Origin of the sequence: Rhizobium sp. BK376, assembly GCF_004341625.1 — a bacterium.
GTDB lineage: Bacteria > Pseudomonadota > Alphaproteobacteria > Rhizobiales > Rhizobiaceae > Rhizobium.
Map to the genome: position 1 here is coordinate 1 of NZ_SLZG01000012.1, position 12461 is coordinate 12461.

At 61.1% G+C, this 12461-nt stretch carries 7 protein-coding genes and 1 tRNA gene; 6 read left to right on the plus strand and 2 right to left on the minus strand.

Annotated features, from left to right (window positions below):
- Positions 1 to 354 precede the first annotated feature (354 nt).
- The 6 genes from EV561_RS23510 to EV561_RS23535 all read left to right on the plus strand — a co-directional run bounded on the left by EV561_RS23510 (position 355) and on the right by EV561_RS23535 (position 8213).
- Positions 355 to 431 (plus strand) — tRNA-Met (locus tag EV561_RS23510).
- 437 nt (positions 432 to 868) lie between these two features.
- On the plus strand, positions 869 to 2251 hold the full coding sequence (locus EV561_RS23515; RefSeq protein WP_132525000.1) for an SWIM zinc finger family protein: 1383 nt from the start codon (positions 869 to 871) through the stop codon (positions 2249 to 2251).
- Entirely contained in the window at positions 2248 to 3660 is a 1413-nt protein-coding gene (locus EV561_RS23520; protein WP_132525002.1) for a DUF5691 domain-containing protein, read from the plus strand. The genes EV561_RS23515 and EV561_RS23520 overlap by 4 nt, the downstream gene beginning before the upstream one ends.
- Positions 3653 to 4735 carry an AAA family ATPase gene (locus tag EV561_RS23525; protein WP_132525004.1) on the plus strand — a complete coding sequence of 361 codons (1083 nt, stop codon included), beginning with the start codon at positions 3653 to 3655 and terminating at the stop codon, positions 4733 to 4735. The genes EV561_RS23520 and EV561_RS23525 overlap by 8 nt, the downstream gene beginning before the upstream one ends.
- Positions 4735 to 7065 (plus strand): DUF5682 family protein, encoded by a 2331-nt coding sequence (locus tag EV561_RS23530; protein WP_132525006.1) that lies wholly within the window; start codon positions 4735 to 4737, stop codon positions 7063 to 7065. The genes EV561_RS23525 and EV561_RS23530 overlap by 1 nt, the downstream gene beginning before the upstream one ends.
- Complete coding sequence (locus EV561_RS23535) at positions 7062 to 8213, plus strand: VWA domain-containing protein (RefSeq protein WP_132525008.1); 1152 nt, start codon at positions 7062 to 7064, stop codon at positions 8211 to 8213. The genes EV561_RS23530 and EV561_RS23535 overlap by 4 nt, the downstream gene beginning before the upstream one ends.
- A 55-nt stretch (positions 8214 to 8268) precedes the next feature.
- On the opposite strand, the gene EV561_RS23540 is transcribed toward EV561_RS23535, so the two are convergent.
- Both EV561_RS23540 and EV561_RS23545 read right to left on the minus strand, forming a co-directional pair.
- Positions 8269 to 9687, minus strand: a complete 1419-nt coding sequence (locus tag EV561_RS23540) for an RtcB family protein (RefSeq protein WP_132525010.1) — start codon at positions 9685 to 9687, stop codon at positions 8269 to 8271.
- 1199 nt (positions 9688 to 10886) lie between these two features.
- Complete coding sequence (locus EV561_RS23545) at positions 10887 to 12440, minus strand: TROVE domain-containing protein (RefSeq protein WP_132525012.1); 1554 nt, start codon at positions 12438 to 12440, stop codon at positions 10887 to 10889.
- Between the last annotated feature and the right edge of the window lie 21 nt (positions 12441 to 12461).

A 12461-nucleotide genomic window follows, 5' to 3' on the forward strand; every position in this document is an offset into this window, starting at 1 on the left:
TCCGAACACGGCCGTGAAACGCCCCTGCGCCCATGGTACTTCGTCTTAAGACGCGGGAGAGTAGGTCGCTGCCAGGTCTGCCAAACGCAACAAACAATCTTCTCGACACGCCTCGGCCCAAGCCGAAATCATCGGGCCGCGAAAGCGGCCTTTTGCTTTTGGGGCCTGCCGCAGAACATATGAAATGAAAGATCGGCGCACCGGGTCTATAATGGTGCGTCCATTACAGGAGACCAATTGCTCCGCAATTGGCTCCGGCAGAAAGCATCACCGCTTTGCGGTGACGCTATCGCGACATTCGGCAAAGCCGAATGCGCAACACCGGATAAGCCGCTCAGCGGCTTACCTAGAGGACGCGGGGTGGAGCAGCCCGGTAGCTCGTCAGGCTCATAACCTGAAGGCCGCAGGTTCAAATCCTGCCCCCGCAACCAATATCCCCCGAAATATAGCCGCATCCCATCGCCGGCCGACCTTCGCTGGCACAAAAGCTGCCCCTGCCATCGCGAGCGTAGCTCAAAGGCACGCGGACCGGAACACGAAGGCGCCGAAGGATCGTGCGCAGGATCAATCCGGGTGGATCTTAATGCAGATGGGATCCGCCGTTGCTGTCGAGTGGCTGAAGCGGAAGCAAGGCGCCCGCCATCCGTAACCGTTGTCGAAAGACTGCTCATCCCTGTCGCCATTTCGCGTGAGAGATTGGGCAGGTAGCTTGTCACTTCTCCCGTCACTCATCATAAAGCGATTCCATATTCGCTCAGGTTTTGATTTGCTCAGGTTTCGTCAACTTGGCGTCGTGCGCGGCGATTATGCCTTTTACGATATCAATCTGATACGACATGGATCTGGGTAGCAGGGGCGGGGGTTTCATTTGGGTCTAACTCTGGCGAAGATTGAAGAGGTTGCACCGGATCAGGGCTCGCTGGCGGCGGCGAAGAAGCTTCTGAAGCTTTCGAACTGGCCGGCCATTGCCCAGAATGGTTCAGGCCTCATCTGGGGCGAGTGCCAGGGTTCAGGCGCCACGCCATACAGGATTTCGGTAACCGAGGCCGACGCCGGCTATAAATGCAGTTGTCCCAGCCGCAAGTTTCCTTGCAAGCATGCGCTGGCGCTGATGTGGATGCGGGTCGAGGGCAAGGTCGATTTTGCGATCGGGACAGCGCCGGATTGGGTGAACGACTGGCTTTCGCGCCGTCGCGGACCATCCGCCGTCGCGCCGACCGCCACTGCCGACAAGCCGAAGGCCTCGATCGCTGACATCGAGGAAACGGAAGTTGTCACCGACCCCAGGGCGGAAGCTCGTGCTGCCGCTACCCGTGAGCGCAGTCGGCTTGAACGCGAGGCCTCGATTGCCGGGGGTCTCGACGAACTGGATACCTGGCTTGTCGATCAGATGGATGGCGGGCTCGCAGCCTTCCCGACAAAGGCCTCATCTGCTTGTCGGGTGATGGCGCAGCGCCTGTTTGACGCAAAGGCATCTGGCCTGGCGCTTCGGGTGGATGGTATGCCAGCCCGACTGTTTGCTTTTCCTGAGGTCGAGCGCCCGATCGCCGCCGTGCGAGAGCTCGGCACGCTGCATCTGGCGGCTCAAGCCTATCGTCGGCAGGACCATCTTTCCGAACCCCTGCGCCATGATATCAGGCAGTTAATCGGCTGGAATCTGACGCGCGAGGCACTCTTGGCAGATAGGAACGCTCTGCACGTCTCGGGCATATGGCGGGTCTGGGCGATCCGCAACGAGGTGCAGCCGGACAAGTTGCGCCGGATCGAAACCTGGCTTCAGGGCAGCGACCAGCAAGCCGTGCTTATCGAATATGTCCCGGTGTCGACAGGCGCGTCCTCGAGCGGTTACAGCGTGGGTGATACCTTCGAGGCGGAACTGGTCTTTTATCCGTCGAGCGTACCGTTGCGTGCGTTTATCGCCGGCCAGATCACGGGCGCGAATTCTTCCGATGCGCCTTTGGCTCTTCCGGTTCAAGACCTGTCGGCCTCCTATGGCCTGTACGAAGAAGCATTGATCAAAAAGCCCTGGCTCGGCGAGTATCCGCTGATGTTCCGCGGGGCGCGGGTCAAGCGGTGGGGCGACGATATCTATCTAAGCGACAATGAGATCAGCTTGCCTTTGGCCAAGTCGCAATCGACAGCGACCTGGCCGCTCCTGCAATTGGAAGCGATCGACGGCGCAGCCCTCTGGGACGGTAACGAACTGACGCTTTGCTGGTCGGAAACGGCGCTTGGGCGGTGGACCGCATGACTGTGTCGGCTCTAAAGACTGCGATCCTGCCGAAACTTCTCGCCGGCGCCCGCGATGGCCTGCCGCTCGATACCATCGGCGTTACCGATCCCTTGCAGGCTCTCGCATTGGCCGCCCAGGTCCTGCGGTTCGACCGACCGGTGCATCCGGCCAGGTTTCATGTCGAGGAAGCGGTCGCGGATAGTGTCGCGATCATGCCTGACGCGGCGAGGAAGCTTCTGATCCGCCTGTTTTCGGGCAAGAACCAAGGGTCAGCGCAGCTGTCTTCCATGATCGTGCGAAAACTCGCAGAACGGAAATTGCGGCCGCATCCCTTTGATCTGCCGAAACTCGAAGCCTTCGTGAAGGCGCATGCGCAAAATCTCGGCGCGGAGGCACTTGCCTTCTCGGAACGGGAAAAGCCGGCTGCGCAAAAGCAGAACTATTTTGCACCCGATCGCCTGAATGACGAAAACTGGATGCTTGCGACGCCGGCGATCAAGGCGGGATATATTGGCGTCCGCCGGGCTACCGATCGGGAAGCCGCGCGTGCGCTTGTCGAGGCGGCTTGGGGAACAGAGACCGCGGATAGCCGAATGCGTTTGCTCGGAGCTCTCCGCGAGCATCTTTCCGAAGCGGATGCGCCATTCCTGAAAAGCCTCGAAAAGGATCGCGCGCTGCGTATTCGTGCGCTGGCGCAGAGATTGCTCGCGAAGCTGCCCGGTTTCGAGGGCGACAATCCTGCTTTGCGCGAAGTGCTAGCGCGTATCAAGGTGTCGAAAACCGGGCTGGTTTTCAAGAAGACCAGCCTCACGCTGGAATTGCCGCCGACCGTGCGGGATCACACGAAGATGGCCTGGCTTAATGAGACCTTTGGTCCGATCGGCCTTGATACGCTTGCCGGTGCATTGTCGCTGTCGGTAGATGCCATGGTCGCGGCGGCGGAAAAGCAGAGCGATCTGCTTTTTGCCCTTTTGCTCATGGCGACGCAGGACAAGCGGCTCGATGTTGTGAAGACGATCACCGAACGCCATCTCGCCGATGGCTGGGCGGCCTTTATCTCTAAGGATGCCGAGGCACTGGCGGATTACGACCCGGATATGCGACGAGCCTGGATTGGCCATGTCTTCCGGCCGAACAGCTGGGAAAGCGATACGACGCCATTGATCATTCGCCACATGGCCGAGCTTTTAAGCGCAGAAGCGACAGACGGCATGTTCAGCGATCTTCTGATATCCAAGCCGTGGCTTGCCCTTCGCAGGGAAAATGCCCGCTACGAAGCAGACGTTCTAGACAGTGCGGCTGTCATGTGCCCGCCGGCAATGCGACCGGCCTTGCGCGCGGAGCTTGCCGCGCTCGATCCCGCCAAAATCGGCAACGCCGTTCTTTTCCTTGATCTTATGGATAGCCTGGAGACCGCCCATGCCTGAAGCCCACCTTCGTCGCCCCGCGGAAGAAATCTACGCGGGCGAATTGGCCGCGCTCGCGAAGGGCGACGACCGCCCGCGACCGAGCAACTGGAAGCTCTCTCCGCAGGCGGTTGTGACCTATCTGCTCGGCGGTAAGGCTTCCGATGGAACCGAGATCTCCGCCAAATATGTCGGTAATCGCCGGCTGATCGAAACGGCTGTCGCAACGCTGGCAACCGACCGCGCGCTACTACTGCTCGGTCTGCCGGGCACGGCGAAATCCTGGGTGTCGGAACATCTGGCTGCAGCGATCTCCGGTTCGTCGCAACGTCTCATCCAATGCACGGCGGGCACGGACGAAAACCAGATCCGTTACGGCTGGAACTACGCGCTGCTGCTTACCAAGGGCCCTTCGCCGGAAGCCTTGGTCAAGACACCGCTGGTTCGGGCAATGGAAGAGGGCACGCTGCTGAGGCTCGAAGAACTGACCCGCATGGGCTCGGATGTACAGGACACGCTGATCACCGTGCTTTCGGAAAAGACATTGCCGGTTCCGGAGCTTGATATCGCCATCGGCGCCGAGCGAGGCTTCAATGTCATCGCCACGGCCAACAATCGCGACAAGGGCGTCAATGATCTGTCCTCGGCGCTAAAGCGGCGTTTCAACGTCGTCGTGCTGCCGTCGCCAAGCTCGCTGGATGAGGAAACCCAGATTGTCGTCAAGCGCGTCGGCGAGATCGGTACCAATCTCAGCCTGCCGCCGATCCAGCCGGCAGACAAGGAGCTTGCCCGTGTCGTCACTTTGTTTCGCGAAATCCGCGATGGCAGGACGCTGAACGGCAAGACCAAGCTCAAGACATCGACAGGGACGCTCTCGACGGCGGAAGCCATCTCCGTCGGCGTGTCGGCCTGGGCGGAAGCCGCTCATTTCGGCGATGGCCGGATTGATGCGAAGGCGCTTGCTACAAACATCGTTGGCGCGGTGGTGAAGGATCCGGTGCAAGACAGCGTGGCGTTGTCGGAATATCTGGAAACCGTGGTTCGGACGCGTGATGGGTGGAGCGATCTCTACGAGGCCATTCGCGAGGTGATCTGATGGTCGCGAAACGGAAGGCGCATCTCCTCGGTGTCCGTCATCACGGACCGGGCTCGGCGGCGCTCCTCAAAGGGGCGCTCGACGCGCTTGATCCGGCCTGTGTGCTGATCGAGGGATCGCCGGAGGGCGATGCGTTGATCCAGTATGCCGGCTTGGCAGGCATGAAGCCGCCGCTCGCCATGCTGTTTTATGCGGCCGACGAGGCCGCGAACGCCGTCTTTGCACCGTTTGCGGAATTCTCGCCGGAATGGGTTGCCATTCAGTGGGCGCTCGCCCGCAGCCGCCCAGTTCGCTTCATCGATTGGCCGGCTTCCGTATCCCTGGCGCTGGCCAAGACTGCGCGCGAAGAAGCTATTGCCGATCTGGAAAAGAAGACAGCGGAGGCGCAGAAGAGTGACAAGGAGGAGCAGGGGGAAGATTTGGCAGCTCCCGAAGGGCCGGCTCGTCGGCTCGATCCGCTCGACCTTCTGGCGGAGGCAGCCGGTTATGGCGACGGCGAGACCTTCTGGAACGGATTGATCGAACAGCATGGCAGCGGCCAGTCGCCGCTCGATATCTTCACCGCCATCGAAGACGCAATGACGGAGACGCGTCAGCATCAAACCGAGGCCGGCGGCATCAGCGAAGCCGAATGGTTGCGCGAGAAGCGCCGCGAGGCATTCATGCGGGGGCATATCCGCGATGCGCTGAAGAACCATGAAGGCGAGGTCGCCGCCGTAGTCGGTGCCTGGCATATTGGCGGCCTTCGAGAGGAGACGACGGTTGCCGAGGATCGCGCCATCATCAAGGATCTGCCGAAGATCAAGGTGGAGGCGACCTGGGCGCCTTGGAGCGACGGGCGCCTGAGCTACGCTTCTGGTTATGGTGCCGGCGTTATCTCTCCAGGCTGGTATCGACACCTCTGGAGCCTTTATTCCAACGATCGTCACGAGGGGCCAGAAGCCTTCGCCGCCGTCTGGCAGGCGCGGACCGCCGCCTTGTTGCGGCAGGAAGGGTATGATGCCTCGACGGCCTCGGCGATCGAGGCGGCACGGTTGGCGCTAGGACTTGCCAGTATGCGGGGCTTGAGTGTGCCAGGCCTCGCCGAAATGCGGGACGCTTCGCTTTCCTCGCTATGTCATGGCGACGATATGCAACTCGCGATGATCGAGCGAAAGCTCTATATCGGCGACCGGATCGGCGAGATTGATGAGTCCGTGCCGCAAATGCCGCTCGCCAAGGATTTCGAGGCCTGGTGCAAGAAGACGCGGCTGAAACCGGACGAGGCGGCCAGCGAGATCAAGCTCGATTTGCGCAGCGAGGCGGGCCTTCTCAAATCGACCTTCCTGCACCGGCTCAACCTCCTCGGTATTCATTGGGGGCGGCTGATCGATGCGGAAGCCGGGCGCGGCACCTATCGTGAGATCTGGCGCCTTACCTGGTCTCCCGATATGTCGGTCGGCTTGGCGGAGGCGCTTGTCTGGGGCCTGACGATCGAGCAGGCGGCAGCGGCGGCCACAGTAGACCGTGGCCGCAAGGCGGAAGGCATAGCAGCGCTTTCGGAGCTGGTGCGTGGCGCGCTGGTCGCAGATCTTCCCAAGGCGGCTGGCGCCTGCATCGATCTTCTGCAGGCGGCGGCTGTATTAAACAATGACATTACCGATCTCATGAATGCGGTGGCGCCGCTGGTGCGCATCGTACGCTACGGCACGGCCCGCAAGCTGCCGGAGCCCGAACTTCGAGCGCTGGTCACGGCACTCGGCGCCGAAGTGAATGCCGGCGTGCGCATCGGTTCGCGCCAACTGGATGACGACACGACGTCGAAGCGCATGAATGCCATGCGCTCATATGACGAGGCGCTTGGTCTTTTCGGCGATGCCGCGCTGTTGGAAGAATGGCGTCGCCAACTCGCGCTTCTGGTCGATGACGAGCAGGCTGTTGCGCCGGTCGTCGGCTTCAGCTTGCGCCGGCTGCATGACCTTGGCCTCTGGAACGAACAGCAGGTATCAGCTGCCTTTTCGCGACAGATCGTCGGCGAAACGCCGGCGCGAGCCGGTTCCTTCGTCGAAGCGTTCATCGCAGGATCGGCGGAAGTGCTGATCCAAGACCAGGCGCTGCTCTTCCTGATCGACGAATGGCTTTGCGGGCTGGATGAAGAGATGTTCGTCGAAAGCCTGCCGCTCCTGCGGCGCGCTTTGACCGGATTCGATGCGAGCGGCCGCAAGCGGATCATGCAGCGCATCGCAGGCGGTCGAAAAGAAGCTTCGGCCGTGCCGGTGGAAACCGGGGATAACCCTGCTTTCGAACGCGCGCTGCCGCTTTTGAAACGAATTCTGGGAATGAGCGTATGACATCTGAACGGATCCGCCGCTGGAAGCTCGCTCTTGGCGATGACGACATGGAGGGGCTTGGCGAGCGGGATCAGCGCCTGAGCCGGGCGCTGTCCGCGCTTTATGATTCCGATAGCAAGAAGGGACGCGGCGGGCTTGGCGCGTCCTCGCCGAAGGTCTCGCGCTGGCTCGGCGATATTCGCGAGTTCTTTCCGACGCCGGTCGTGCAGGTCATTCAGAAAGACGCCTTCGAGCGCCTGAATCTCAAGGCGCTGATGATGGAACCGGAGTTCCTCGAAACGCTGGAGGCGGACGTCCACCTCGTCGCCGATCTGATTTCGCTACGCGGCGCGATGCCTGAGAAGACCATGGAAACCGCCCGCATGGTGGTGGGCAAGGTCGTCGAGGACCTGATGAAGCGGCTGCAATCCAAGACGGTGGAGAAACTGAGCGGTGCGGTGAACCGGTCGCAGCGAACGCATCGGCCGCGCCATGCCGATATCGACTGGCCGCGTACCATCCGCACCAACCTGCGCCATTATCAGAAGGACTACAATACGGTCGTGCCGGAGACGTTGGTCGGCTTTGCCCGCAAAACGCGGACGCGCGCCGATCTCGACCATGTCATGCTTTGCGTCGACCAGTCGGGCTCCATGGCGCCATCAGTCGTTTACGCATCGATCTTTGCGGCGGTCATGGCCTCGCTGCCGGTTCTGTCGACGAAACTTGTCTGCTTCGATACCTCGATCGTCGATCTGACGGAGGACCTGGCCGATCCGATCAAGGTGCTTTTCGGCATTCAACTCGGCGGCGGCACGGATATCAATGCAGCCCTTGCCTATTGCGAAACGAAGATCGATCGGCCGAGCAGGACGCATCTGCTGCTGATCACCGACCTTTATGAAGGCGGAGATGCCGCCGCCATGCTGGCGCGGTTGGCGGCGCTGAAACAGTCCGGCGTCAACGTCATCGTGCTTCTGGCGCTCTCCGATGATGGCCGGCCGAGCTATGACAGTCGCCATGCCGGCGCGATCGCTGCGATGGATTGCCCGGTTTTTGCCTGCACGCCGGATCAGTTTCCCGATCTGATGGCGACGGCTTTGACAAAACAGAATGTCGGGCAGTGGGCGAGCGCGAACGGCATTGAGCTGGTGCGCGGCACGCAATGATGAATCGGACAAGAATGAAATAGACAAGGGCGGCATCTGCCGCCCTTGCTTGCTCTTATCGGCGCTTCTTCCGCCACGGTGCGTTCTTTTGCCAGTCGCCGGCCATGATGCTCCCGTAGGGAAGCACCTCGTCGACCACTTCGGCCAGGCCGTAATGCGCGATCTGTGCCCGCACATTGGTGGCCGACTTGTAAGCGCCCGGCAGCTCGGAAATATCCGGGAAGCCGGAGAAGAACCGTACGTCGAGCCCCGTCGTTTCCTTCGCCAGTATGTCGGCGATGTTGTTCGGGCTGAGCCCGCGAGCATCCGCACCATATTCCTCCGCGAGACGCCGCATATGGGCGCTGCGGGAAAAATTGCGACCGGCGCCGTGCGGCGAGAAGCCGAGGCCATGGGCAGCGTTCGAACCGCGAACGATCAGGATCGGTTCCGCCATGTTGAGCGGAATGATTGTCAGATCGGTCGCGTCCTCGGCCCAAGCGTCGAAGGCCGGCGTCGCACCCTTGCCGTGGTAGAAGAGACCGTCCGACTTCCGGAAGACGAAGTTGTGCTCGTTCCAGAAGCGATCGGCGATCTTGGCGGAGAGCTTTTCCGCCGCCATGTCGTGGATGATCGCATGGTTTTCCTTCGTCCACTGCCGCACCGCCTGAAGAGCGGTCCAGTAGAGATCGCCTTCCTCGGTATCGGCCGGAATCCAGGCATTGTCGCGATGGGTTTCCGGCGAGAGCTGCTCGCGGACCCTGTTTGCCGCCTTCATGCCCTTGTCGTAGAGCCGGGCGCCGGGCGCACGCGATCCGTGATGGGTCACGAGCGCCGTCTCGCCAGTCGATTTCATCGTGCCGACATAGGCGAAGTGATTGCCGTCGCCCTGCGTTCCGAAATGCTCGATCCCGGCCGAAAGCGCTCCGTCCCTCAGGAACGGGTTCTGCTGGAAGGCCGACAGCACCGCCTCGGAAGGCTTGATCTGCGCGCCGCGCGGGCGCCCGCCGGGGCCGAAATGCGTGACCGCATGAACGGCGTCCAGCAGCGCCTTCGGATCGACGCCCGGAAAAACCGAGATCGCCATCGAGCAGCAGATATCGGCCGAATGCATGCCGGGATGGATCGCTTCCGACGCCACGACACCGCCGACGGGAATGGTCCCGACCGGTCCGGCCGGGCAGGCGTCCGGCATGATCGCTGCGGCGCGCACGACCGGCGTGCGGACGAGCTCGCGCATCGTCGCGTTCACCTTCTCGACATTGTCCTGTTCGAAAGCGTTTTCGGCGCGGATGTTTGAATAAATGTCGATATCGCTTTCCGTGCGGAGCGCCAGCGTCGGCCCCGGCTGGAAAGCCCGGGCAGCGGCGAGCGCTGCATCCATCGATCCACCTTCGCTCAGGACCTGGTTGGCCGCATCCAGCGCCGGGCGAAACCACTTGCCCTGCGGCATGCCCGCGTTGATCAGATCCTGTCCGCTTACCACTTCAATCATCTTCTTTTCTGCGTTCGCAGTCCTTCTATTCGTTCGTTTAAACACCAACCGGGCGACAATCTAGCCTCTTAGCTTTTGCCCCGGAACCATCTCACCACACGCACTTCATGCCAGATGACGCAATGCGGCCCCTGTAGTCCCGGGGCGGCATTCGCCCGGGTTCGTCTCAGCATCCCGGCAACAAGATTCGGCAAGACAGTTACTGAGCTACGCAATGCTTTCGCGATAGGGGATGCATCGAAACATCCGACCTCCCCGCCTTATGCTCGGCGGGGTGCTCTATCCTGTAGTCCTGCCGGCATTTGCCGGGGCACTTCATGCATTCCTGTCCCGGCAACAAGGGTGACAGGATCATGAACTGAGCCACGCATTTCCTTCGAAATACGGGATGACTTGAACATCCGACCTTCCCGCCGAAATCGACGGGACGCTCTACCTGTAATCCTGCCGGCATTTGCCGGGTATTCCTCTGCAGCGGCGACAAGTTTGGACGAAACCGGATGGCCCCGCTCGTGCCAGAGAGCGCTGCCCAGGATAGGAGTCGAACCTAACAGACCATCCGTGGATATGGTGGCTGTAGTTTCGTCCGGCATTCGCCGCTGTGTTTCAATTTCGGCCGTGGCGACCAATAGTGAGCAAACATCCTGCTTCCATGCCTTTCGGCCTTTCCGCAAGGCGGGCCTCGAACCCGCGCCCCAAAGGGGTTACCGATGTAGTTTCCTCGGCATTCGCCACGGTATTCCAGTCATTCTTCGTACAGCCATGGCGACGAGTTTTGCGGAAACATCATTGCTCGACCACTGAGCGACGGAGCATAAAGCTCAGGGAGGAATCGAACCTCCGTACATGTAGTTTCCTCGGCATTCGCCATGGTATCTCAGTCATCCTTCTTCTAGTCATGCGACGGGAATTCAGAAGAGACATCTTTCGGGATGTAGTCTCTTCCGGCATTCGCCATGCATGGTCCAAATTCGTCCGCGACGACGAAAAGTGGGGGAACGCCTGCTCTGTCCGCTGAGCTACGGGTCCATGGATTGGAGGACCCGACGGGATTCGAACCCGCGACCTGGAGGGTAACAGCCTGTAGTTCCATCCGGCATTCGTCACGGTATCCCGCGCCGTCACTACTCAGCGCGGGACATTCTCGTTGTTGCATCTTGCTTTCCGAAGACCGAAGCCGGTTTCAGGGCAGATACGGCTCAAAGATCGATCGTCTCGATCGTACGGACCCATTCGCCTGCATCGGACTTGCCGGCCGCAAAGCTTTCGATGGCGCCGTAAACGGCATCCGAAAAGCCGCCGATGTTCAAGATGTCCGCACCCGTTGCCGGGGTCTGGACGTAGGGCTGGATATCGAGGCAGACCAGCTTCGCAGCCGGATTCAGTCTCTTGATCTGCGCCCATTGATCCATCATCGCCGTTGTCTGGCCCTGGCCCGCCGCATCAATCCAGGACTGGTTGTCCGAGACGAAGACGACGAGATCCACCTTGGCCTTCTCCTTCACCAGCAGGTGGAGCGGTGCCGAGCAATTCGTTCCGCCGCCGCCGACCGCCGCAAGCTTGGCCGCGTTGGTCATCACGCTATCCCGACCGTTCAAGTCGACGTGAACCACGTTGTTCTCGAACGGCAGGACCCGCGTGTTGCGGTTGCGCCGCAGGAAGGAAGCAGCCACCAAGGCGGCCACATCGATGCAGCGCACGACGGTGGTTGCGCCCTTTCGGTGACCGGTCACCGGCGAACTCATGGAGCCGGACACGTCCGGGCAGACCACGACATTGCCGTAAACCGTCGGGACCGCGGAGATCGCAGTCTCCATCGCATCCTGCAGCGCGTCCTTGACGACTGTGGGGACGGATGGATCCACCATCTGCCAGGCCACCATCAGCTGGTAGGGGAAGACACGGGCCTTCCGCACCGCTTCAGGATCGGCAAGCCGAACCGCCAGCTTTTCCGCAACGCCATCGACCTCGAAAACATGGTTTCGGGCGAATGTGTTGAGGTTCTGGCGGGCCATCTGCCAGGAGCTCTTGAGTGCGATTTCCGCCCACTGCTCCCTGCTCAGGCCAAGCGATGTCAGCATCTGGAACGGCACATTCGGGAGCGGCAGGGCCGTATCCCGCTTGAAGGCTTCGAAAGCCATGACCTCCGCTGGAAGGGCCGCTACGTCGTACGGTTTGCCGATCGCCCAGGCGTAGAGCGCTGCGCGCGCCTCGTCCTTCGGCTTCGGATGCACCATCTTGATCACGTCCGGCAGCGACGGGTCGTTGCCGACCATCGCATGGAGGATTTGGTCCACCGTGCGGGTTTCGAACCATGCCTGCACCATCTTCTTCGGGCGCGTTCCGAGCGACTTACGACCGGTGGCACCCGAGCGCATGACCTGCACGAAGCCGCGCAGCATCTTGCCGCTCTTTACCACCTTCGGAAAGGCGCGCGCGAAAGCATCGCTTTCAAGGGCCGAAAGCATGGCCAGAAGCATGACCGGCATATCTTTCATGTGACCCTTCTCGGCAGCGTAAATCGCCACCTTGGCCAGAAATTCCGGCTCGACTTCGGCTGCGAGCTTCACGACAGCATCGAGCTGTTCGCCGGCATTGGCATGGAACGTATCGTTGAACGTTCCCGTAACCGCATATTGCGCCAGGGCTTCCCGCGCTGTCAGTGCATAGGCTGGAGCGCCCGCGTGGTTCACGGTATTAGTGCCGGCGATGAGCTTGCCGAAGTAGGATTTGAAGATTGCCTTGTTCACCATGGCAGCACCTCTTGGTCTTGG

What these genes read in the sequence shown, in the direction of transcription:
- EV561_RS23520 (WP_132525002.1), top strand. Translation starts at nt 2,248, where the DNA reads ATGACTGTGTCGGCTCTAAAGACTGCGATCCTGCCGAAACTTCTCGCC.
- EV561_RS23545 (WP_132525012.1), bottom strand. Translation starts at nt 12,440, where the DNA reads ATGGTGAACAAGGCAATCTTCAAATCCTACTTCGGCAAGCTCATCGCC.
- EV561_RS23535 (WP_132525008.1), top strand. Translation starts at nt 7,062, where the DNA reads ATGACATCTGAACGGATCCGCCGCTGGAAGCTCGCTCTTGGCGATGAC.
- EV561_RS23530 (WP_132525006.1), top strand. Translation starts at nt 4,735, where the DNA reads ATGGTCGCGAAACGGAAGGCGCATCTCCTCGGTGTCCGTCATCACGGA.
- EV561_RS23540 (WP_132525010.1), bottom strand. Translation starts at nt 9,687, where the DNA reads ATGATTGAAGTGGTAAGCGGACAGGATCTGATCAACGCGGGCATGCCG.
- EV561_RS23525 (WP_132525004.1), top strand. Translation starts at nt 3,653, where the DNA reads ATGCCTGAAGCCCACCTTCGTCGCCCCGCGGAAGAAATCTACGCGGGC.